At 52.7% G+C, this 23,373-nt stretch carries 23 protein-coding genes; 13 read left to right on the top strand and 10 right to left on the bottom strand.

The window, feature by feature from the left end:
- The first annotated feature begins 38 nt into the window (after positions 1–38).
- The 6 genes from H8K43_RS13360 (at position 39) to H8K43_RS13335 (ending at position 4,454) form a co-directional block, all read left to right on the top strand.
- Positions 39–734 carry a response regulator gene (locus H8K43_RS13360; RefSeq protein ID WP_186904294.1) on the top strand — a complete coding sequence of 232 codons (696 nt, stop codon included), beginning with the start codon at positions 39–41 and terminating at the stop codon, positions 732–734.
- Position 735: 1 nt separating this feature from the next.
- The gene (locus tag H8K43_RS13355; protein WP_186904293.1) at positions 736–1,140 is read left to right on the top strand and encodes a GTPase; all 405 of its coding nucleotides are present in this window, start codon (positions 736–738) and stop codon (positions 1,138–1,140) included.
- A 207-nt stretch (positions 1,141–1,347) separates the two neighbouring features.
- The gene (locus H8K43_RS13350; RefSeq protein WP_186879477.1) at positions 1,348–1,605 is read left to right on the top strand and encodes a BTH_I0359 family protein; all 258 of its coding nucleotides are present in this window, start codon (positions 1,348–1,350) and stop codon (positions 1,603–1,605) included.
- 215 nt (positions 1,606–1,820) lie between these two features.
- Positions 1,821–2,699 carry a xanthine dehydrogenase accessory protein XdhC gene (gene xdhC / locus H8K43_RS13345; protein ID WP_186904292.1) on the top strand — a complete coding sequence of 293 codons (879 nt, stop codon included), beginning with the start codon at positions 1,821–1,823 and terminating at the stop codon, positions 2,697–2,699.
- The gene (locus tag H8K43_RS13340; protein WP_186904291.1) at positions 2,696–3,733 is read left to right on the top strand and encodes an adenosine deaminase; all 1,038 of its coding nucleotides are present in this window, start codon (positions 2,696–2,698) and stop codon (positions 3,731–3,733) included. The genes xdhC and H8K43_RS13340 overlap by 4 nt, the downstream gene beginning before the upstream one ends.
- Before the next feature lie 190 nt (positions 3,734–3,923).
- Positions 3,924–4,454 carry a DUF6985 domain-containing protein gene (locus H8K43_RS13335; protein ID WP_186904290.1) on the top strand — a complete coding sequence of 177 codons (531 nt, stop codon included), beginning with the start codon at positions 3,924–3,926 and terminating at the stop codon, positions 4,452–4,454.
- Here H8K43_RS13335 and H8K43_RS13330 read toward each other — a convergent pair.
- From H8K43_RS13330 to H8K43_RS13310, 5 genes are all read right to left on the bottom strand, one after another.
- Positions 4,451–5,299: a type 2 periplasmic-binding domain-containing protein gene (locus H8K43_RS13330; RefSeq protein ID WP_186904289.1), complete on the bottom strand. Its 849-nt coding sequence runs from the start codon at positions 5,297–5,299 to the stop codon at positions 4,451–4,453. The two genes, H8K43_RS13335 and H8K43_RS13330, sit on opposite strands and share 4 nt — an antisense overlap.
- Before the next feature lie 150 nt (positions 5,300–5,449).
- A complete protein-coding gene (locus tag H8K43_RS13325) occupies positions 5,450–6,541 on the bottom strand; it encodes a porin (RefSeq protein ID WP_186904288.1) in 1,092 nt (363 codons plus the stop codon).
- A gap of 180 nt (positions 6,542–6,721) precedes the next feature.
- Positions 6,722–7,249 (bottom strand): 2-oxo-4-hydroxy-4-carboxy-5-ureidoimidazoline decarboxylase, encoded by a 528-nt coding sequence (uraD, locus tag H8K43_RS13320; RefSeq protein WP_186904287.1) that lies wholly within the window; start codon positions 7,247–7,249, stop codon positions 6,722–6,724.
- Complete coding sequence (puuE, locus tag H8K43_RS13315) at positions 7,246–8,205, bottom strand: allantoinase PuuE (RefSeq protein WP_186904286.1); 960 nt, start codon at positions 8,203–8,205, stop codon at positions 7,246–7,248. Before puuE ends, uraD begins: the two co-directional genes overlap by 4 nt.
- Positions 8,202–8,927 (bottom strand): GntR family transcriptional regulator, encoded by a 726-nt coding sequence (locus tag H8K43_RS13310; RefSeq protein WP_186904285.1) that lies wholly within the window; start codon positions 8,925–8,927, stop codon positions 8,202–8,204. The genes puuE and H8K43_RS13310 overlap by 4 nt, the downstream gene beginning before the upstream one ends.
- 252 nt (positions 8,928–9,179) lie before the next feature.
- On the opposite strand from H8K43_RS13310, the gene uraH reads away from it, so the two are divergent.
- The 7 genes from uraH to H8K43_RS13275 all read left to right on the top strand — a co-directional run bounded on the left by uraH (position 9,180) and on the right by H8K43_RS13275 (position 16,162).
- Complete coding sequence (uraH, locus tag H8K43_RS13305) at positions 9,180–9,545, top strand: hydroxyisourate hydrolase (protein WP_186904284.1); 366 nt, start codon at positions 9,180–9,182, stop codon at positions 9,543–9,545.
- A gap of 39 nt (positions 9,546–9,584) precedes the next feature.
- On the top strand, positions 9,585–10,793 hold the full coding sequence (locus H8K43_RS13300; protein ID WP_186904283.1) for a urate hydroxylase PuuD: 1,209 nt from the start codon (positions 9,585–9,587) through the stop codon (positions 10,791–10,793).
- Positions 10,794–10,803: 10 nt separating this feature from the next.
- Complete coding sequence (alc, locus tag H8K43_RS13295) at positions 10,804–11,829, top strand: allantoicase (protein WP_186904282.1); 1,026 nt, start codon at positions 10,804–10,806, stop codon at positions 11,827–11,829.
- Between the two features lie 70 nt (positions 11,830–11,899).
- The gene (locus H8K43_RS13290) at positions 11,900–12,394 is read left to right on the top strand and encodes an ureidoglycolate lyase (protein ID WP_186904281.1); all 495 of its coding nucleotides are present in this window, start codon (positions 11,900–11,902) and stop codon (positions 12,392–12,394) included.
- Positions 12,395–12,447: 53 nt separating this feature from the next.
- Positions 12,448–13,290 carry a DUF817 domain-containing protein gene (locus H8K43_RS13285; protein WP_186904280.1) on the top strand — a complete coding sequence of 281 codons (843 nt, stop codon included), beginning with the start codon at positions 12,448–12,450 and terminating at the stop codon, positions 13,288–13,290.
- Positions 13,291–14,342: 1,052 nt separating this feature from the next.
- A complete protein-coding gene (locus H8K43_RS13280) occupies positions 14,343–15,539 on the top strand; it encodes a M20 aminoacylase family protein (RefSeq protein ID WP_186904279.1) in 1,197 nt (398 codons plus the stop codon).
- Positions 15,540–15,556: 17 nt separating this feature from the next.
- Positions 15,557–16,162 (top strand): ATP-dependent Clp protease proteolytic subunit, encoded by a 606-nt coding sequence (locus tag H8K43_RS13275; protein WP_268971145.1) that lies wholly within the window; start codon positions 15,557–15,559, stop codon positions 16,160–16,162.
- 75 nt (positions 16,163–16,237) lie between these two features.
- On the opposite strand, the gene H8K43_RS13270 is transcribed toward H8K43_RS13275, so the two are convergent.
- The 5 genes from H8K43_RS13270 to H8K43_RS13250 all read right to left on the bottom strand — a co-directional run bounded on the left by H8K43_RS13270 (position 16,238) and on the right by H8K43_RS13250 (position 23,366).
- The gene (locus H8K43_RS13270; protein ID WP_186904277.1) at positions 16,238–17,983 is read right to left on the bottom strand and encodes a methyl-accepting chemotaxis protein; all 1,746 of its coding nucleotides are present in this window, start codon (positions 17,981–17,983) and stop codon (positions 16,238–16,240) included.
- Between the two features lie 62 nt (positions 17,984–18,045).
- Entirely contained in the window at positions 18,046–19,635 is a 1,590-nt protein-coding gene (locus H8K43_RS19095; RefSeq protein ID WP_186904276.1) for a methyl-accepting chemotaxis protein, read from the bottom strand.
- A gap of 215 nt (positions 19,636–19,850) precedes the next feature.
- A complete protein-coding gene (locus H8K43_RS13260) occupies positions 19,851–20,267 on the bottom strand; it encodes a type 2 periplasmic-binding domain-containing protein (protein ID WP_408058539.1) in 417 nt (138 codons plus the stop codon).
- A 7-nt stretch (positions 20,268–20,274) separates the two neighbouring features.
- Complete coding sequence (locus H8K43_RS13255; protein ID WP_186904275.1) at positions 20,275–21,471, bottom strand: hypothetical protein; 1,197 nt, start codon at positions 21,469–21,471, stop codon at positions 20,275–20,277.
- A gap of 428 nt (positions 21,472–21,899) precedes the next feature.
- A complete protein-coding gene (locus tag H8K43_RS13250) occupies positions 21,900–23,366 on the bottom strand; it encodes a metallophosphoesterase family protein (protein ID WP_186904274.1) in 1,467 nt (488 codons plus the stop codon).
- Positions 23,367–23,373: the final 7 nt, after the last annotated feature.

Genomic DNA, 23,373 nt, shown 5'->3' with positions numbered 1-23,373 from the left:
AAAATCAAAAACCACAGGGGCAGTAATAGGGTAAATTTATGGCAAATATTCTGGTCGTAGATGATGAAATGGGGATCCGTGAATTACTCTCGGAGATACTTGGGGATGAAGGACATGTAGTACAACTCGCGGAAAATGCGCAGCAGGCGCGCGCCGCACGACAAGAAGCAAAACCGGATTTAGTCTTGCTCGATATCTGGATGCCGGATACCGACGGTGTCACCTTGCTCAAGGAATGGCAGCGTGACGGTTTGCTCAATATGCCGGTCATCATGATGTCGGGTCATGCGACTATCGATACCGCGGTGGAAGCGACACGCATCGGCGCATTGAATTTCCTGGAAAAACCTATCGCTTTGCAGAAGTTACTCAAAGCGGTACAACAAGGTCTGACCCGGACACCGGAACCGGTAAGGCCTGCCGCACCTGCCATGCGTGTGATGAATGCGGAACCGGTCAACACAGCGGCAAACAACTTTGAAAACCGCGGCTTCAATGCGGCGGCGGCAACACCGGCGGCACCGGTGAATCAGTTCGCCAGCCTGTCTTTCGATCTGCCTTTACGTGAAGCGCGCGATGCGTTTGAACGTATTTATTTCGAATACCATCTGCATCGTGAAAGCGGCAGCATGACACGGGTGGCCGAAAAAACCGGGCTGGAACGTACCCATCTGTATCGCAAACTGAAACAGTTAGGCGTGGAGTCCGTCAAGTTCGCCAAACGCGGCGAATAATATGCCGCCTGCGATAGCGCTGACGCTGGTTGCCGGTGGCAGCTATGCTCAGCGTGAGCAGGCGATAGCAGAACTCTGTGAGACTGACGCAGCATCAGTTGCACCATCAGCCGCACCATCATCCTGCATCGCAGTGGTACTCGAAGGCTTGCCTGCAGGTGACTTTTTGTTGCAGAGCTCTGGTCGCTTGCTGGTACACAGAATTGCGCCGGGTTGTTTTTGCTGTATCGGCAATCTGACCATGAAAGTCACGCTGAACCGCTTGCTGCGGCAGCCACTCTCCCACCTCTATCTGGCAGTCGCCAGCAGCACGCATCTGGATAACATACAGCTAACACTGACACAGCCACCGTATGACAACTGGTTTACAGCGCCCAGGCTGCTCGGACTGGATGCCGGGCCATAGTGGGGCTATAAGAAATTGTTGCACATTGTTGCCAACACTCAGCAAACACTGGCGCAGTGCGCAAAATATTCATACACTGCAAATGTAAGGTTCAGGTTTTGCACTATCGCCTTACAGTCTGCCCTTATCGCTTGAAAATCGCCGTAATCAGCACCATGTCCGGTTAACCAGGAGGTCCAGCCTCCACAGCCAGAAAGGATGCCAATAATGAATCTCATTTATAACAGCGACAACTTCAGTGTCATTGAATACGGTGCCGATGCAGATCATGAAGCACTACGCTTTGGTGGCTTTGAAATTACAGACAAAACTGTAAAACGTGAATGGTTTATCGGCGGCCCGTCGGCACTGAATTTCCGCAATGATGTGACCGAACTGATTGCCGGTGAACCCAGCATGGAAGAAGTGGATGACTTCCTCGGTCAGTACCATGGTCTGGTCACACAAAACGTCTATTTGCACTGATATCCTACCCGCTATAGCCAGCATCACGCTGGCTATATACTTAACTTCCGGCAAACTGCTATCGTGTTTCTCTACACTGTTGTAGAGACTGATGCTCACTGTAACTGCCAGGCCTTGTTTCACGCTTTGTCAGTTACTGTGTCTGTCATTGTGTCTGTCACTTTGTCATACGCTACAACCTGAGCGCCTTACCACAGCCGGATGGAGTAAACCTGATGCACAGCGCCCCCGATTATCTGCAAGCCTTGCAACGACTGACTCCGGCAGATAAAGCCGTGCTGATCACCATCACTGACGCCAAGGGCTCCACCCCGCGCATTAGCGGAACCCGCATGTTAGTCACTGCGGCGACACAGTTCGATACCATAGGCGGCGGCCATCTGGAATGGAAAGCTATCGCCACCGCCCGGCTATGGCTGGCCGAGGCGGGCGCACCAGGACCGGCCCGCGAATTACATCTGGCACTAGGCCCCAGTCTGGGTCAGTGTTGTGGCGGCGCACTGAGCCTGAAACTGGAAAGAACTGACGGCTGGAGTCAAGCCGAATGGCAGCAACAGACAACCAGCATGCAGCGCGAACGTGCAGCTTTGCCCCAGCTGTATCTGTTCGGCGCTGGCCACGTCGGTCAGGCGCTGGTCAATATTTTACAAGCCACGCCCTGCCAGATTACCTGGGTCGATGAACGTGATCATTTGTTCCCGGCGAACCTGCCACCACAGGTGATATGCGAAGCGACTGATACGCCGGAAGCAGTGATTGCAGCCGCGCAGCCGGGTGCCAGCTTTCTGGTCATGACTCACCATCACGGACTGGATTTACTGCTGACTGAGCACATCTTAAAGCGTGTGGATGCAGGCTGGTTCGGCCTGATCGGTTCGCAAACTAAACGTGCGCGTTTCGAACACCGTTTAATCGAACGCGGCATCGCAAAGCAAGACTTAACACGCATGGTTTGTCCTGTCGGATTGCCCGGTATCAAAGGCAAAGAGCCAGGCGTGATTGCCGTGGCTGTTGCTGCACAGTTATTGCAAGTCTGGGCCGCGCGCCCTACACTCTCGCCCTTCACCCCTCAGCTGATTCAGGACGCACGATGAGTACAGAACTCCACCAATTTATCCGTGGCTTGCCCAAAGCCGAACTGCATTTACACATAGAAGGCTCACTGGAGCCGGAAATGATGTTTGCACTGGCCCAGAAAAATGGCGTCAAGCTGCCTTATGCCTCGGTCGCCGAAGTGCGTGCGGCGTATCAGTTCAGCGATCTGCAATCCTTTCTCGACCTGTATTATGCAGGCGCTGCAGTACTGCAGACAGAACAGGATTTTTATGATCTGACCGCGGCCTACATCCAGCGTGCCCTTGCAGACAACGTACGCCATGTCGAATTGTTTTTCGATCCGCAAACCCATACCGCGCGCGGCATCGCGATTGAGACCGTGTTTGCAGGCATCGCCTCAGCCTTACGCGATGCCAAGACACAGCATGGTTTTTCCGGCAGCATGATACTGTGCTTCCTGCGCCATCTGAGTGAGGAAGATGCCATGTCCACGCTGGAATCTGCACTGCCGCTGCGCGACGCGTATGCCGATGTCTGGATAGGGGTAGGACTGGATTCATCCGAAGTTGGCAATCCACCGGAAAAATTTGCCCATGTGTTCACCATCGCTCAGGCCATGGGCTTACACGTGGTTGCGCATGCGGGTGAAGAAGGCCCACCCGCCTACATCCACGACGCTTTGGATGTGCTGCAGGTAGAACGTATCGATCACGGCGTACGCGCAGAAGAAGACCCAGCTTTGATGCAGCAACTGGCAGCCAGCCGCATGCCGCTGACGGTTTGCCCTTTATCCAATCTGAAGCTATGCGTGGTCAAGGATTTGCGCGATCACAATCTGGCCCGTATGTTGCGCGCCGGCTTGTGCGTCACGATTAACTCTGACGATCCGTCTTACTTCGGCGGCTATATGAATGACAATTTCATCGCTACCGCCGATGCGCTGGATCTGAGCCGCGCTGAGCTGCTGCAGATCGCACGCAATGGCTTTGAAGCGGCCTTCGTGAGTGAACAACAGAAGCAAAGCTGGTATGCAGAACTCGATGCCTATCAAGCCACACAGGCCACTATTTAAGCAGGCATAGCGCAGCGGCAGGCAACAACGGCAGCCAGCACTCACACTGGCGCCTGAATTGACTAATACAGCTTAATACCGCTTAACAAAAGGTGCAGGATAGTCCCCAAGCCTGCTCATGCTTGGTAGAATGCGGCGTTCCGCGGGCATCTGTGCTTCGCGGCTGCTGCAGACTACCGGGAAAATCACTATGCATATCGCTCCATTTGGCAACTTCATCAAAGACGAAGAAAATGACTGGCTGATCAGTCCGCCGCTGGCTCTGCCACTGTTTGATCAGGTCGATTGCGAATTCCTGCTGGAGGGCTATGAGACTGACTCTCAACAGGCTGAGTTTGTGAGTGCCATCCAGAATTTCCTGAGCCTGGATCAGTCCGCGCTCAAGGCCGCACAGGATGCGATTTTCCATTACTACCTTGATTGCTCACGGCTGGCCAAAGCAGATGGCCTGCACTGCGTAGAGATCGCAGCACCACAAGACGTATGGCAGCACATCCAGCCTGGCTGGGAAGCGCTGGTATGCCGTCGTCAGACTGGCGATCAGGCAGTGTATGTGCTGTTTGAATGTGACTGCGACTGGAATGAAGAAGAAGGCTTACAACTGGTCTTCAAAAACGGCCAGCAGATCAGCAAAGTCGGCCCTTTTGATGACTTCCTGAGCTATGCCGATGTGTATGGCTTGCCTGAGCTGGATAAGGTGTTGTACCAAAGCCGCGGCTAGGGCCTGCCGTTTTTCTTTTTTGGCGCAGTCTGATTTTCCAGCTCTTCACGCAGCTGCGCCAGCGTCGTCCACAGTTGTTCTATGCGTTCAGGATGCGTGTGATAGACCTCTTTATTCACTAACAGGAAATAGGGTTTTTCTATCAGTGGGATGGGCAGGCGTTCTATTGCCCCCGCATAGGGTGGGCCTTTCAACAGACGATCGCCTTCTTCGGCAAATACTGCGGCCACCTGTGCACGCCCCGCCAGCAGCTTACGCATGACCACGTCCACCGTACCCGGTGTTTCATCCGTCGCGACGCCCAGATTACTCAGATCCTTGATGACAGAATAGCCTATCTGCGCGACCACAGGTCCATTCAGATTGAAGAAATGTTTGCCATCCCAATCCACATCCGTACCACGCACACGGTATAAGGCATAAGTTCCGTAACGCAGACGCCGGCTAACATCGAGCTTTCCCTGGGGCGTACCAGGATAATACGCGTAGGCAGCACGCTCCTCACTGTAGCTGCCGTCGACCGCACCGGAGCGCAGCCCCATACTGACGTCACGCAGACAACGCTTCCATGGCAAAGGATCAAGTTGTATACGCAGATTCAACTTTTCCTGCGCAATACCAAGCAAGCGATTGAGTACACCTCTGCCGTTATGTGTCAGCCAGAGTTGGGTGACCGCAGAGTCGTAGCAAAAAGACAGACGTAATGGTTCGGCAGCCAATGCAGCCCGGGACTGCAGCAATACAGCACTGCATAACAGCAGACATCCTTGCCGCAGCAAACGCCGGGAATAAGGACGGATCAGTTTTGTAGCCATGTCGACATTGACAGACGGAAAAGGCTTCATGCTGGCTGCGCAGGGTAATCAGTTGGATTTTTCCATCACTGTACCATAGGGGCTGAGCAGCAAGGACAACAAAAAGGCCGGGAACTATCACGGCCTTTTCCATCATTCTGAATTACAGGCAGCTGCATGACACAAGACTGCCTGTCGCGATCAGAACTTGTGACGGATACCTGCTGCCACGCTGTTAGCACGATCAGCAGTGCTGAGTTTATCGCTCATCACCAACGCATAGACATCAGTACGTTTGGACAGATTGTAGTCATAGCCAGCGCTGAAGGTATCGCGTTTCAGCTCAGCACCGACCAGGTCGCCACTGCGCTTGGTGCTGGCAAAACTGGCCAGGATGTCGCCGCCGCCAGCCGGGATTTTTGCGCCCAGTGTATAGGTTTTGTCATCCATGCTTTTCGCCACGGCTGTGTCGTTTTTATTTTTAGAATAAGTCGCGTACAGCTTAGCGACTGTCAGGTCATAGCTGGCACCAACAAAAAAACTTTTCTGATTATTGATCGCCGCGAAATTCACTGGTGCAGCGGTCGCATCAACGATAGCACCCGGTGTAGGATTGCCGACTTGTACCTGATGGTAATAGGTACTCAGGGCCAGCGGACCGCTGAAATACATCGCATTGAAACCCAGATTTTTGCTGCCAGTATCGCCAGCTTTTTCACCAAATTGGTAATGGAAGTTTGCGCTCAGACCATTGATGTCAGGCGTCGAATAAATGATTTCATTACTCCAGCCAGAATCACCTGCGGCGCTGTTCGCCCAAGTACGTTTGCCGAAATCACCGCTAGGAACCCAGGTATGCAGTACCAGTGGCGAGAAGCTGAAGGAATCGCCGAAAGGATTGAAAATCACGGTAGGCAGGAAATTAGGTGCCAGATCGCGACCGATAGAAACGCGGCCAAAAGAACCGGACAAAGCCACATTCGCATCACGTGAAAACATGGTGTCGCCAAAGAAGCGGCCAGATGCGCCGGTATCGGCTTGCAGGAAACTGGTCAGCGCAAATTCCGCCTTGAGGCCACCACCCAGATCTTCCACGCCTTTGAAACCCAGCCAGGATGTGGTCATACCGCCACTGTTGACCGAGCTGCGCGCACCGTTATCGCCACTGAATTTGACCGAGCCGGCATACACATCGACCAGACCTTGTACCGTCACATTGGATTGCGCCATTGCGCTGCCAGCCAGCAGGCAGGAGCCGATTGCCAACACCAGAGATTTTTTTGAAAATTGCATAGGTTTTCCTTTAAAGAGTGAAAACAGAAGTTAAAAATAGGACTTACGCAAAATTGTCCCAACAAGGCATGGCGACGCAGGCAGTACGCAGTGTACGACAAGGAGCCATAACGCAGCTGGGGCGGTTTTGCGTAAGTCCTAAAAAATTCTGTGCAGCCCGGCTCCGGTATCAGACCAGACTCAGTCGGCCGGTATCAGGTCAGCCAGCCGGAAAGCGGCGATCCTGGCGATCTGCTCTATACATTCCTGCATTTCCTGCTCACGTGGAGCCTGTATGCGCTGCGAAAAATGCCGGATGATACTTTGTCTGTCATGCCCGCGTACAGCAATAATGAAAGGAAAACCGAATTTTTTGTTGTAATCGGCATTCAGTTGCTGCAATTGCGCGAACTCTTCCGGACTGCATTGATTCAAGCCCGCACCACTTTGTTCCCGCGTCGACTCAGCGGTCAGCTCGCCACAAATAGCAGCTTTGCCAGCCAGTTCAGGATGGGCCTGTATCAGGGTCAGGCGCGCGGTTTCGCTGGCAGCGCGGACCGCAGCCGCCATCGCTGCATGTAAATCCCTCACACTGGCAAATGGACGTTGTGGCAGCACCGCTTCCGCGACCCAGGGTGAATGTTCAAAAATGCCGCCCAGAATATGCACAAATTCTGCCGCTTCAGCTTGATTCAGCGCTTGCAGGCTTAAGGTTTGAGCTTGATTCATGCTTGATTACCCTTGTCAGACGAATACGGATGCTGTTGCATCCAGTGTTGCGCGATATCGATACGGCGGCAAATCCAGACTTGCTCATGCGCCTGCACATAATCGAGGAAGCGTTGTAAGGCACGGAAACGTCCGGGTCTGCCTAACAAACGACAATGCATACCGATAGAAAGCATTTTGGGCGCATTGTCACCCGCCGGATCGCCTTCTGCGTACAAGACATCAAAGCTGTCTTTCAGATACTGGAAAAAATGATCTCCGGTATTGAAGCCCTGCGGCGTGGCAAAGCGCATGTCATTGCTGTCCAGCGTGTACGGCACGACCAGATGCGGTTTGCACTCGCCCTGACTGGTTTCAACCTCGGTCCAAAATGGCAAATCATCGCCGTAATAATCAGCATCGTAAGCAAAACCGCCGTGCTCCACCACCAGCCTGCGGGTATTTGGCGAGTCGCGTCCGGTATACCAGCCCAGCGGCGCCTGACCGGTCAGCTCACGCATGATCTGCACCGCTTGCTGCATATGGGCGCGCTCGGTGGTTTCGTCCATGTGCTGATAATGTATCCAGCGCAAACCATGGCAGGCGATTTCATGGCCGAGTTCAGCAAACGCCTGCGTCAATTCCGGATGGCGCTGCAAGGCCATCGCGACGCCAAACACGGTCAGCGGCAACTGGCGCTTTTCAAATTCACGCAAAATGCGCCAGACCCCGGCACGTGAGCCATATTCATAAATCGATTCCATCGACATATGACGTGCTTCATACGCGGCAGCACCAACGATTTCCGATAAAAACTGCTCTGAAGCGGCATCACCATGCAGCACACAGTTTTCACCACCTTCTTCGTAATTCAGCACAAACTGAACGGCAATTCTGGCCTGTCCCGGCCAGTTAGCATGCGGCACATGGCGGCCATAACCAATCAGATCACGCGGATAAGTGACGGTAGTCTTCATTTCTGGATTTTCCGGGGTTTCAGTGCGGCTTTCAGATCAAAACCCTTGCCAGCATTTTTCGGGGTACGACATGCGCATTGATGCAAATGTTGTGCCATTTCTGACAGGGCAGTTTTTTTATCTTTTTTCTCCAGTGCTTCCACCACCCGCAAATGCTCGTCAAAAGAGCAGGGACGGGTAGCCGGCACTTCCTGGCTGGAAATCAAGAGCGTGGTACGTGAGACCAGGCGACGCAGCATATCGACCAGCAAATCATTGCCGGACAGGCGCGCCAGCTCGATATGAAAGTCGGCCGATAAGCGTATCCAGAGCGGGCGATCTCCCTGCTCATAGGCCAGGCGCTCGCGCTCCACCATCTGCCGCAATTGCCGGATAGCTTCAGCCGACGCATGCTGAAAGGCTTTTTCCAGCGCCAGCTGCTCCAGCGACTGACGCAACTCAAACATATCCTGCGCCTCTTTTTCATCCGGACTGGCAATAAACGCACCACGGTTGGGCTCCAGATCGACCAGTCCATCATGCGCAAGCTGGCCCAGCACCTTGCGCACGCCATGTCTGGCCATGTCATAAATCTGGCTCAGAGATTGCTCCGTGAGCTTAGTACGCGCAGGCAGGCGATGATCCATGATGGCGTCATAGATATCGCGATACATGCGTTGCTCTTTGTCGTTGCCGCTTTCGGTGACGACGCTGAGCCTGGAAATAGTTTTAGTAGCAGACATAATTTTCAAAGTCAGAATTTGCGCTTATTTAATCACGATTGTCGACAATTTTTATATACATAGACCTGATAAATTTCAAACTCTGTGGTAAAACTGCTCTAAACCACTGTATTTAAGGGTTTCGTTTGACATGCTTAAATTCAAAAGCTTAAGATTGTCGACAATTTTTCAAAGACCGACCAGATCTGCCGCAGCATCAGCATTCAGCACAGTGGCAGGCTGGTGACTCACCTCATTTCAGGAAGGAAGCAAATGGGATCACACACCGGACGGCTGACCACGCATGTGCTTGATACCGCCCATGGCAAGCCGGGACGCGGTATCAGCGTGCACTTATACCGTCCCCATGCGCATGGCAGAACGCTGATCTGCAGCCGCCTGACCAATGCCGACGGACGTTGCGACCAGCCCTTGCTGGAAGCAGATGCGATGGAAAGCGGCACCTATGAGCTGGACTTTGATATCGGCAGTTATTTCGCCGCACTGGGCACGGACTTGCCGGAACCGGCTTTTCTGAACATCGTCACGCTACGCTTTGCGATTGCCGACGCCAACGCGCATTACCACGTGCCTCTGGTCTGCACCCCCTGGTCTTACTCGACCTATCGCGGCAGCTAAATCCGAGCTGCTGCCCGCCCCGACCCTTAAGGACGTTTCATGGAAGCATATTTGTTAGATTGGGCCAATCTCTTGCTGCGCTGGCTGCATGTCATCGTTGCCATTGCGTGGATAGGCTCCTCGTTTTATTTTGTGTGGCTGGATAATCATCTGACTGCCCCGCAAGATCCGCAGCTGAAAGACAAAGGCGTGGGCGGTGAATTGTGGGCCGTGCATGGCGGTGGTTTTTATAATCCGCAAAAATATCTGGGCGCGCCACCGCGTCTGCCGGAGCAGCTGCACTGGTTTTACTGGGAATCTTACAGCACCTGGTTGTCCGGTTTTTCGCTGTTCCTGCTGGTCTATATCTTTAATGCGCGCAGCTATCTGATCGATCCTGCGGTGGCGCAACTGAGCCCGGCAGTGGCGATCACGGCGGCCTTCGCTTTTCTGGTGGTGGGCTGGCTGGTGTATGACGCGCTATGCCGTTTGCTGGCAAAAAAAGAGCAATTACTGTCGATACTGATCGTGGCACTGGTGGTACTGGCCGCCTGGAGCGCCTGCCATCTGTTTTCCGGACGTGCGGCATTTCTGATCGTCGGTGCCATGATGGCCAGCATCATGAGCGCCAATGTGTTTTTCTGGATTATTCCCGGCCAGCGCAAAGTGGTAGCTGCCATGCGCGCCGGTGACCCTGTCGATCCGGTACACGGACAACGTGGCAAACAGCGCAGTGTGCACAATACCTATTTCACCTTGCCGGTGTTGTTCGCCATGCTGTCGAATCATTACAGCATGACTTACAGCGCGCAGCACAACTGGCTGGTATTGGTCGTCATCATGCTGGCGGGCGTGCTGGTGCGTCAGTATTTCATACTGCGCCACAAAGGAAAGAATCAGCTGGCTTATCCGCTGATCGCGATCGTGCTGCTGGCAGCGATTGCGGCCTGGATCGCACCGCGTCCCGTCAGCGCTCCGGCTGCAGCCACACCTGAGAATGCAACAACTACAGTCACGCTGGCTCAGGTGCAGGGCGTGATTCAGGCGCGCTGCGTGCAATGTCATTCCAGCCACCCGACTATGATGGATAGCCCGGCCAAAGGCTTGCTGCTGGAAACGCCGGAACAAATACAAGCCAAAGCGCAGCTGATTTACCAACAGGTGGTACAGCAAAAACTGATGCCGCTCGGTAATCTCACCCAAATCACTGAACAAGAACGCGCGCTGATTGCCAACTGGGCAGAGCAACGGCCTGCAACGCAACCTTAAGGAACTTCTGATGGCTATTATTACCCTGGACCCGAATGCACCGGAATTTTCCCGTCGCTATCCGAATCTGGCTGATGCACGCCTGGGCGCACGTGCACTGAATTGCAGCGATGATTTTTTCGCCGAAATGGCGCGCATGCTGAACCCGGAACCTGCTGTCTTCATCCCTGGCAAATACGATACTAACGGCAAATGGATGGATGGCTGGGAATCCCGCCGCAAGCGCGTCAATGGCTATGACTGGTGCGTGGTACGACTGGCGCGTCCCGGCATACTCAAAGGTGTAGACATCGACACCAGCCACTTTACCGGCAATTATCCGCCTGCGGCTTCTCTGCAAGCTTGCCTGGTGGCCGATGGTGAGCCGGACGCCAACACGGTGTGGCATGAGGTTTTACCCTCAGTGAATTTGCAAGGCAACAGCCACCACTATCATGCGATAGAAGCAGAGCATACTTACAGCCATATCCGCCTCAATATCTATCCGGATGGCGGCGTTGCGCGTCTGCGTGTGTATGCGCAACCGGACAACAACTGGTCTGCGGCAGATCCAAATGCGCTGCATGATCTGATCGCGATGGAAAATGGTGGCTATGTAGTGGCCAGCAATAATCAGCATTTTGGACTCGCATCCAATCTGCTGATGCCTGGCCGTGGCGTCAATATGGGCGATGGCTGGGAAACCCGGCGCCGTCGTGAACCGGGCAATGACTGGTGCATCATCGCACTTGCGCATCCTGGCGTGATTGAACAAATAGAGGTCGATACCTGCCATTTCAAAGGTAACTACCCGGACCGCTGCTCTATCCAGGCCGCCGCCATGCAAGGTGGCACAGAAACATCGCTGATCACCCAGTCTATGTTCTGGCCCGAATTGCTGGCACCGCAAAAACTGCAAATGGATCATCAGCATGTCTACAGCAGTGAAGTGCAGTCACTTGGCGTGATCACCCACATACGACTGAATATTTTCCCGGATGGCGGCGTGTCACGTTTGCGCCTGCTCGGCAAACTGGCCCAACTCAAGGCTGAATAACACCAGCTGCGCAGCGGGCAGCAGCGTTCTCATGCGAGCTGCCCGGCGTCAAAACTAAGCGGAGCACGCTATGCCACAACTCATCCCCGAACCCCTGAGCCGCGCAGCCTTTGCCCCGTTTGGCGAAGTCATTATGCTGGAAGGTGCGCGCCACTATCCGATCAACCAGGGCACCACCGAACGCTATCATGCGCTCGCCTGTGCCGATACCCAGAGCGAAGGCGGACAAACCATACTGAGCCTGTTCCGCGCTCAGCCGCGCAGCCTGCCGCTTGCCATCGAAATCATGGAACGCCATCCGCTCGGCAGCCAGGCCTTTGTGCCGCTGAGCACAGACCCTGAGCACACCTATCTGATCGTGGTTGCGCCTGCAGGAGAATTCGGTCCTCAGCAAATGCGTGCCTTTATCGCACGCGGCTGGCAAGGTGTGAATTATGGCAAAGGCGTCTGGCATCATCCTTTGATCGCACTAAACAGCGTCAGCGATTTTCTGGTGATGGACAGGATAGGTCAGGGCAGTAATTGCGATGAAATTACATTGGATGGCAGCTGGATGCTGGGATAATAGCGGCTCGCCTGCCAACCGCTATCCTTCTCTATCCACACTTACCTGCCGCTATGCCACTGAGTTCTATAGACCGCTATCTGCATCAACCGCCGCCAGCCAATTTACAGGGCTGGGCGCACGGCTGTCTGGAGTTTCTGTATTTCGGCATCAAAGAAGCGCGTGCCTGCCTGTTTGCCGGCCTGTTTTTCGCTTCTGTGTTACTGGTACCCAAATCAGGCTGGCTGGGGATAGCGAGATATGATTTATTGTTCCTGATCGCCATCGCCATACAGCTGGGTATGCTGTGGAGTAAGCTGGAAACGCTGGATGAACTGAAAGCCGTCGCCTTGTTTCATGTGGCGGGATTTGCACTGGAAGTATTCAAGGTCTCGGGCAGTATTCAATCCTGGGCCTATCCGGACGCCGCCTATACAAAATTCTGGGGCGTCCCCTTGTTCAGCGGTTTCATGTATGCCAGCGTAGGCAGCTATATCATTCAGGCATGGCGCCTGTTTGATCTGCGCATACGCCACCACCCCAGCTATTGGATGGCGACACTGATCGCCATCCTGATCTATGTAAATTTTTTCAGCCATCATTACATAGGCGATTACCGCTGGTATCTGGCAGCCTGTGCGCTGGGCTTGTATGCACGCGCTACCGTGCAATTCCGCACCTGGCACACCACCCGTAGCATGCCCCTGTTCCTGGCATTCATCCTGATCGGTTTTTTCATCTGGCTGGCAGAAAACCTGGGGACTTTTTTTGGTATTTGGCGCTATCCGAATCAGATCGGTGCATGGTCTGCCGTTCATGTCAGCAAATGGAGCTCGTGGAGCCTGCTGGTCATCATGAGTTTCACCATCATTGCCAACCTCAAGCATATTAAGCAGGACATACACATACCGGATTAAGGCAGTAAGGTTTTTCGTGCAGATAAAAAAATAGCCCGCTAGCTGCGGGCTAAAATCCAAACCTTAGGAGGTGTTGGAGGAGACAGGTGTAACTATATGGCAGTGCAGCATAGCTGTCTGCTTTATTATTCGTATACCAGCTATTCGCCATACTTATACCTGAGGTTTGCCTGCATGGGCTGCAGTGCACAAACTGAACTGACTGCTACTCTGGTCTCTGCCCATACTCAGTGAAGATACAAGAACAGGATTGCAAAAAATACCTGGTAGCATCCCGTTTCGGCTCCGAATCGGGGTTACGCGCCAATTCGGGTTGGAAACACGCAGACATTGAGTTCATCGCTACATCGCCGGTCTCAATTGCAGAAACGCAGCAATGGGTAGTTCACACATCGTGAAAAGAAGAATGCACGCTGAAAAGCGTACAGATAAAAAAATAGCCCGCTAGTGGCGGGCTAAAATCCAAACCTTAGGAGGTGTTGGAGGAGACAGGTGTAACTATATCGCAGCGCACCAAATTCACCAACTGAATTTTTTGCATATCAAACATTCACAAATCGAATATCCGCTGACGCTCAGTACTCAACGGCGTCAACATAACAAAAATACTTTTCATTTCCACAAGGAAATTATGCTGCTAATTTTCCCGATTAGCACAGAAATCATCGATAACCGAGTTTAAATAGCGATATCTCAATGGTCTCAGCGGATTCGAAAAAAGAGCAAAAAAAAAGCCCGCGAGCGAGACGCTTGCGGGCTAAATCCAAACCTTAGGAGGTGTTGGAGGAGACAGGTGTAACTATATGGCAGTGCAGCATAACTGTCTGCTTTATTATTCGTATACCCGTCATCACCCAATTCCATAACACGAACTTCGCTGTGTTCCTGCCTGCTATTGCATCCAGGCATGTAGGTCGACAAAGAATCTGGTATCGTAGACCCCATATCAAATCAGCCACCCCCAAATATCTGCTGAGCGAATGACTGGCAACATGCAGACTGGTCAGACCGTGCATTTTCACGAAGCCTGGGTGCGCTGCGAGGGAGACAACATGAAACTGATCGATCCTATATTGCAATTTCAATCAGAGATACAAGAAATACGGCGCGACATCCATGCGCATCCGGAACTCTGCTATGAAGAACACCGGACTGCCGAAGTCGTCGCAAACCAGCTCACGCAATGGGGCATACCGGTAGTCCGCGGACTGGGTAAAACCGGGGTACTGGGCATCATCCGCAACGGCGACAGCCCGCGTGCGATTGGTCTGCGCGCCGACATGGATGCCTTGCCTATGCAGGAACTCAATACCTTTGCCCATACCTCACGCCATGCCGGGAAAATGCATGCCTGCGGTCATGACGGGCATACCGCGATGTTATTGGGCGCAGCTAAATATCTGGCGCAACACCGCGACTTTGACGGCACCGTGTATCTGATTTTCCAGCCAGCAGAAGAAGGCGGTGGCGGTGCGCGTGCCATGATGCAGGATGGCTTGTTCGAGCAATATCCTATGGAGGCGGTGTTCGGCATGCATAACTGGCCGGGCATTGCGAGTGGCCATTTCGCCGTCACGCCCGGGCCTATGATGGCTTCCTCCAATGAATTTTATGTGACGGTACGCGGCAAAGGTGCGCATGCTGCGCAACCGCATAAGGGCATAGACCCGATCATGACTGCGATACAGATTGCGCAAAGCTGGCAAACCATTGTCAGTCGCAATGCCAGCCCGCTGGAATCGGCTGTATTGTCAGTGACGCAGATTCACTCCGGCAGTGCGACCAATGTGATCCCGGATGAAGCGACGCTGATCGGCACCGTGCGCGCCTTCAGCACTGAGATGATCGATCTGATCGAACGACGTATGCAGACCATCGCTCAACATACGGCTGCCGCATTTGATGCGGAAGTTGAATTCAGCTTTAAACGTAATTATCCACCGCTGATCAATCATGCGGCTGAAACCGCCTTTGCGACTGAGGTAATGCGCGCTGTGGTAGGTGCAGATAAAGTCGATGCGCATACTGAACCCACTATGGGTGCAGAGGATTTTGCGTTTATGCTGCAAGCCAAACCCGGTTGCTATGTCTTCCTCGGGAATGGCGAAGGATCACACCGCGATGCAGGTCATGGCTTAGGCCCGTGTAATCTGCATAATCCGAGTTACGATTTTAATGATGAACTGCTGCCTGTCGGTGCGACCTATTGGGTCAGACTGGCAGAGAGCTACTTGAAAAAATCCGCCTGAACCCTCATATTCCCCCTCTGAATTCAACTAGAAAGCGCAATAACATGGCAGACGAAAAAGAATCTAACGAAGCGCAACGCAGCAGCTTCCTCGAAGAAAAAGCCTTCCAGTCCCGTACTGTGCTGGTGTTTGGCACCATCAACGATAAACTGGCGGCAGAAGTCAGCAAGCGTCTGATCGCACTGGCTGCAGAATCCAAAGATCCTATCACCATGTTAGTGTCTTCCCCGGGTGGCCATGTGGAATCCGGCGATGTGATCCATGATATGGTGAAATTCATCGATGTACCGGTCAATATGGTCGGCACTGGCTGGGTCGGCAGCGCCGCAGTCAGCGTGTTCCTGTCGGTACCGAAAGAACGCCGCGTCTGCTTGCCAAATACCCGTTTCCTGATCCACCAGCCTAGCGGTGGTTGCGGTGGTCAGGCTACTGATATCGCGATACAGGCGCGTGAAATCGTCAAAGTGCGGGAACGCATTTCTGCATTGATCGCACGCGAATCCGGCCAGTCTCTGGAACGTGTGACCAGTGACATCGACCGCGATTACTGGATGAGTGCAGAAGAAGCCAAAGAATACGGCCTGATTTCGCGCACTATCGTACGCCAGGGCGAGCTGAACTAAGCGAGCCTCCATACGAGACTCAAAAAAATGGCAGAGTTAACTCTGCCATTTTTTATGTTTATTTAAAGTACAGGATCAGAATTCTTCCCAGCCATCTTCATCCTGTTTGGCCGGCGCTGCTGCACGTTGCGTGGCTGGGGCTGGCTTACGTGCTGCCGGAGCCGGGCGCGGTAACGACCTGGTCTGCGCTGGTTTAGCGCTGTGTTTGGAGGCAGACTTCGATGCTGGCTTGGCAGCCGCAACCACAGGGCGGCTGCTTGCCGGTGCGCTGTAGGCGTCCAGCTTAAACACACTGACGACTGCACTCAGGCGATTGGTCTGTTCATTGAGTTCGGCGGCGGATGCGGCAGCCTCCTCAACCAATGCCGCATTTTGCTGAGTCAGGGTATCCATGTTAGATACGGCATCATTGATCTGGGAAATACCTGCGCTTTGCTCCAGGCCCGCTGCAGTAATTTCACTGATAATGTCACTGACCCGCTTCACGCTGTCGACCACCTCGCTCATAGTGCTGCCGGCCTGATCGACTAAACGCGTACCCTGCTCCACTTTCTCAACTGAGTCGTTAATCAGTTCCTTGATTTCTTTCGCAGCATTGGCCGAACGCTGTGCCAGATTACGAACCTCAGAAGCGACCACCGCAAAACCACGCCCCTGTTCACCCGCTCGGGCAGCCTCAACCGCTGCATTCAGCGCCAGAATATTGGTCTGGAACGCGATACCATCAATCACCGCAATGATGTCAACAATCTTCTTGGACGATTCATTGATAGAGCCCATGGTATGCACCACCTCAGACACCACCTGACCACCACGCTCTGCGACTTCCGATGCGGAATGGGATAACTGATTCGCCTGACGCGCATTATCGGCATTGTGCTGTATGGTTGAAGTAATCTCTTCCATCGACGATGCCGTTTCTTCCAGTGAGCTGGCCTGAGATTCAGTACGGTTAGACAAATCCATATTGCCATGAGCGATTTCAGATGCAGCATGGCTAATTTCATCGGTACCGTGGCGCACTTCTGTCACCACTTTTTTCAGACTGTCATTCATCTCACGCAAAGCATTCAGCAACAAACCGGTTTCGTCACTGCTACGCACTTCGATCTGGCTGGTCAGGTCACCGGCTGCCACCGTCTGCGCCACCTGCACTGCATAGCTGAGCGGACGCGACACAATACCTGCGATCCAAAATGCGAGTGTCAGACCAATCACGATACTGACTGCCAATGCAATCAGTATCAGCACGCGCGAGCGCTCATAGACTGCAATACTGTCTTTGTAGGCTTTGATACCGCCATTGGCATTCAATTCCACCAGTTTATCGACCTGATCGCGCAATTTTGCATTGGTTTTCGACGACTCACTGCGTAATATTGCCACCGCCTCTGCCCCATTACCGGCAGACGCCAGACTCATCATTTTCTCGGAGATTGCCAGATATTCCGCTGCCAGCTTGCTGTATTCCTCAAACGCTTTACGCTCCTCCGCTTCACTGATCAGACGGCTGTAATCCTGCTCATTTTCTTTCAAGCCAGTGATCGCTTCTTTTGAGCGTTTGATGTATTTCGCCACCTCTTCCGGATTTTCAGCAAATACCATCTGCGCCTCTTGCGCACGCAAGCGCGACAAGCGCTCTTTCACACCCATCGCCGCTTTAACGCTGGGCATCCAGTTGGTTCCCAAATCCGTCGCTGACTGATTGACGCGCGCTAATTCATAGATAGAAAAAACACCGATTAAAGCCGTCAATACCAACAGTGCGATAAAGCCCGTCAGTAATTTGGCGCTAATTTTCAGGTTATTAAAAAACATCATTTTGAACTCCACATAAAATTCTGAACGGCTCCTGTTTCATCCAGGAACCAGCATGGCTATTGCTATCGGCTAAGTGCCGCAGTTGAAAACTGGCGCTCAGCCGGTTCCAGCCTGAATACACTGACTACTTTGCTTAATTTTGCAGCCTGCTCTTGCAAAGAACTGGCCGCTGCTGCAGCCTGTTCGACCAGCGCTGCGTTTTCCTGCGTCATTTGATCGATATGTATAACCGCCGTGTTAACCTGCTCGATACCGGCACTCTGTTCGCTGCTGGCTGCGGTGATTTCACTGATGATGTCGCTCACGCGCCGCACGCTGTCGACCACTTCCTGCATGGTTTTACCGGCATCACTGACCAGACGGTTGCCTTGCTCCACCTGTTCCACCGAACTGGTAATGAGTGTCTTGATCTGGCGCGCCGCATCAGCTGAGCGTTGTGCCAGACTGCGCACCTCAGAAGCGACCACCGCAAAACCGCGTCCCTGTTCACCCGCACGCGCAGCCTCGACAGCTGCATTGAGTGCCAGAATATTGGTCTGAAAAGCGATCCCATCTATCACAGAAATGATGTCCACAATCTGCTTGGAAGATGTATTAATGGAATCCATGGTGGAAACTACATCGGACACTACTTTGCCGCCACGCTGCGCCACTTCACTGGCAGAATGCGCAAGCTGGCTGGCCTGGCGCGCATTATCGTGATTATGTTTAACGGTAGAGGTCAGTTCTTCCATCGAAGAGGCCGTTTCTTCCAGCGAGCCAGCCTGACTTTCAGTACGTGAGGATAAATCCATATTGCCTGTCGCTATCTCTGACGAAGCAATGGCGATGGTGTCAGTGCCGCTTCTTACCTGGCTCACCACAGTCAACAAACTGGCATTCATCTCCTTCAATGCATCCAGTAATTGTCCTGTTTCATCTTTGGAGTGACTTTCGAAACGGCTGGTCAGATCACCCGCTGCTACCGTTTTCGCCAGTTTCACCGCATGTTGTAAGGGTGTAGCGACTATCCGGGCGATCCAATATGCCAGGCTGATGCCAATGGCGACACTGATTGCCATTGCCACCAATATCCAGTTACGCGACGAGTTGTAGATACGCGCACTGTCATCATAAGACGCCTGACCGCCATCCACATTGAGTTGGACCATTTTGTCGGCCAAGGCAAGGATGTCTGCATTCAGAGTCGATGAGGTACCCCTCAATACAGCCAGTGCGGCATCTCTGTCATTTTGCCTTGACAAGTCGACAAGCTTCGCATTTTCGAGCAGATACTGACTCCACTTCTGCTTATATTCCGCAAACAGCTTACGGTCTGCTTCAACGGTAATCAGTTTTTCATAAGCGTTTTCATAGTTGTGCAATTCGGCGGAATATTCATCAAAGCGCTTTTTATATTTGTCGATATTTTTAATATCACCCGCTGATAACACGATTTGCATTTCCTGGGTTCTCAGGCGCGACATACGCTCTTTAACGCCCATCGCTGCATTCACACTCGGCATCCAGTTACCACCCAGATCAACCGTAGTCTGATTCACTGCAGACAACTGATAAATGGAAAAAGCGCCGAGTATGCCAGTCAGCAACAGTAAGGAAAAAAAACCGGCATAGAGTTTGGATGCAATGCGCAGATCGTAAAACAACTTCATGGTATTCCCCAAAAAAGTAAGGCCATCAAGATTGCTTAAAACGGATAAATCAGATTTTTCAGGCTGAGCGATTAAAACGCTTAACAAGCCACAGCTTCCTCCAGCTTAGGTGCTGCACATTAAAAATACAAAAAGGAAAGCAAAGCGGTTTTGACTTTCCTTCTGTATACGAAGCTGGCTGTACAGACAGGCACAGCCAGCCTAACACAAACCAATTACTGCAAAGTCGTAATAACTTTGACCGTGGAATCGACGGCAGACTTATCAATGTAACCAATGCCGGTCGGATTAGCAGCAATTGCTTTTTTCACCTCAGCGTTAGAGCTGTACTCTTTCGGTGCAGCGGCTTTACCGGTAAACACCAGCTTGGACCAGATACCCTTGACTTCAGCCAGATCTTTGTCGCAGACTTTTTTATAAAATTCGGCGCGGATTGCTGAACTTTCAGATTGATCAACCGGTGTGAACATGGCCGATTTACCCAGGAAAAACTGGGATGCCTGAGTCGCGGTCATCGAAGTCGCAGGATTCGCAGGATTCACAATCACCACGATTTCACCAGCTTGGACCAGGCCTGAAGCTGCCATCAGAGCTAAAGCAGCAGTCGCTTTATTCAAAATAAATTTCATCATTGCCTCCTCAGAATACGAAGTCGATGCCTGCTGCAATCACATTCACCGGACCTTTAAAGCCTGGCTTAGGATTGACAAAGGTACCGGCGCCATCTTTAGGAGTCAGACGGTCATACTGCACTTTCAAGGCCGCAGCCTTATGGAAATCCCAGCGCAGGCCGATGCTGTTACTGGATTGCACCGCAGTCAGGGAAGCAAAATTGTTTGCACCGGCAGTCAATCCCGCCAAAGGACCTGTCGTTGGCAAGCCTGCCATCGTGCGAGGGGTATCTTGCTTCACTTCAGAATGGACATAGTAAGGCGTGAATGCACCGTAGCGGTAGCCGAGCAGGGTATACCAGGATGTGGTGTCCGGCAGGCTGCGGCTTTCCGATTTACGAACGCCATACTCAGACTGAACGATGATATTTTTCCAGTTCACCCCCAGACCCAGCGAAGTGAATGAGGCTTTGTTATCTTTCAGGCGCAAATCGTTCGCAGCAGAGGTGAAACCGAATTTTTCCAGACCACCCAGTACCGCATTCAGAGAAGCAGAATCTTCCACACTGAATTTAGTCGTGATATGGCCGAAACGCACGGTAAATGGGCCGTTTTCCAGTACCAGATTGATACCTGCTACCTGACTGAACTTCGCAGTGTAGCTGTTGGCGGTACCTTTGGATTCCGATTTACCCAACGCGAACTGGCTGGTCAGCGTAGTATCACCAAAGTCTGTCTGGTAAATTGCATCCACGCCATCCACCGTCTGCAGATTCACCTGGCTATACATTTCAACCGGCGGACGCAGGAAAGTATTGGAATAACCGACGTTCAGATAGTCAGAAATCATGTAGACCGGCAGACCCATACGACCTACGCGGATATTCAGCTTGTCAGTCGCCTTGAATTTGGCAAATGCCCAAGTCAGTTCTGCACCATATTCGTCGGTAATATGCTTGCTGACCAGACCTTGCGCAGTCAAAGATATCCAGTCATTGGCTTTGTACGTCGCCTGCAAACCAAAGTTGGAGTCCACGCCGGTTTTTGCAGAGGTTTTGACCCCTGCCAGTTGACCAAGACGTGCAAATTCAGCATCGTCAGTATTACTACGGGTCAATGCGGCGGTACCGAAGCCACTCAGGGTGAAATTCGAATTTTCGTCTGCCCAGGCGCCAGAGGCCACCACAGACATCGCTATCATAGCGACAACAGGTTTCAACTTCATACTATCTCCTTGAAAGTGATTTCATTTTATCTTCTGAAAATATTTCCCAATAGAACCAAAATTCTAAAATATTGTTTCTGAATAGTAAGACTGGAATATGAAGCAATGATGAAAAACGATGAACTTGCCAAAATTTCCCTATGGAAACCACGTTGTCACACCGAAAGATTTCCTTTATTCAAGTTAATGGATGGCACGCAAGGGAGCCAGAGGATTTCACCATTTCTGACATTTTCGTGGTGAAATGTCTACAAAAATGCCCCAAAAAAAGCCTGAGCTCCCATTTTCGGCGCATATCATCCGCAACTGACCCAGCCTGTCAGCTGAAGCAGATGAAAAAGCAAAGCAATTGCAATGAAGAATTGAGAAATCGGAGGCTGGAGGCTGGCTATATGATGCGCTGAGGCATCATATAGCCGGGATTCCACTCAGGATGGGACACGGCATTGTGTACGCTGATTGTGCATGTCGCACTCCGCCAGCAAACGGCCAGCCAGATTCCAGGCCTGGATAATCCAGCGTTGCCCCTTGCGTTCCATCAGCATGTAACCGACATCATTGGAATTCGTGAAGAAATCCACAGTCGCACCAGCCAGCGGCGTGGCGCCCGGCTGCAAAGGCATGGGCAAAGGAAAATCCAGCGAGGAGCCGCCATTACCGGACACAAACTGGGTCGGCTGCCCGGTGCTGAAAGTTAAGGCTTCGAACAAATGCACATGGCCCGCCAGCGTGGCCTGCACTTTTTCCGGGAACAGGCGTACCGGATGGATCTGCTGCATCACATCCTGCAAAGCCAGCGCACCGGGCCAGATTTTCAAATCACCGCTCTTGCCGCGCTCCACCGCAAACGCCAGGATGGGATGGTGGTTGATGAAGAAGTTAAAGTCGGCCTGCTCAGCCAGTTGATCAACTTGCTTGAATTGCTGCATGTACGTGGCATACACAGGATCGTCTTTGGCCAATACTTTGTACGGCACTTTAGATGAATCGAATACGATCAGCTGCGCCTGCTGGCCATTCAGACGACCCAGCGGTACCGCGTACGGCGGACTGTAATCACCCTGGCTGTCATTCGCAGCCAGATTGCAATCGCGCCCAGCCTGCAAAGGACGTGGATCGAGCAAGCGCCACCAGCCTTGTCCGGCCCGTACGCAAGTCTCGTGGTTACCGCGCACCATGACCCACGGTGCTGCCTTCAGCAAAGCCTGAGCCGGTGCAAAGAAATCAGCCTGCCAGGTATCCCAGCCATAGCCCCAGGGGCTGCCTGCGCATTCAGGGTTGCCTTCCGGGCAGGCGTTTTCGCGGTAATGGTAATCCCCCACATGCACCACCAGATCCGGTTGCAGGCGGGCTGCGGCTGTCACCATCTGGCGGAATGCCCATTTATCGCTGTCATTACAGGACTGAAAATAATTGTCTGCGGTTTTCAAACGACAACCGGTATCGCCGATGACTAAAATTTTCTGCGCCACCGGTTTAGGTAAAGGCAGCGCCTGACCTGCGATGCTGGCGCTTTGCACGCCAGGCTTCAGCACTGCTTCGCAAGTCAGTACCGGAAACGCGGAGGGCTTGGAATCTTCCGGCTTGCTCGCAGTTTTACGCTGCGCGATGGTTTCAGCGCCAGCACGTAATTGCATGGCGCTCGTCTGACCATCCTGCACGATGTCGGGACAACTGGCCGCGCTGGTCACAGCACGCGCAATTGGCTGGCCCTGTTCACCCAACACCACCCAGCGGCTTTGCACAGCAGCAGCTTGCGTATTGTCTACCTGAGGTGCTTGCTGCAAGCCGGAGCATGCGCTCAGGATCAACATCAGCGCGGGTATCAGTGCTGGCAGCAGCACGCGCCTGCTGTTTGTTTGCTTACTCAGTTTTTGCTGATTCAGTTTTTGCATATGCAAT

Source organism: Cognatundibacterium curvum (assembly GCF_014284235.1).
In the GTDB taxonomy this organism is placed as follows: Bacteria; Pseudomonadota; Gammaproteobacteria; order Burkholderiales; family Burkholderiaceae_D; genus Undibacterium; species Undibacterium curvum.
This window is presented reverse-complemented; position numbering and strand designations above follow the sequence as displayed.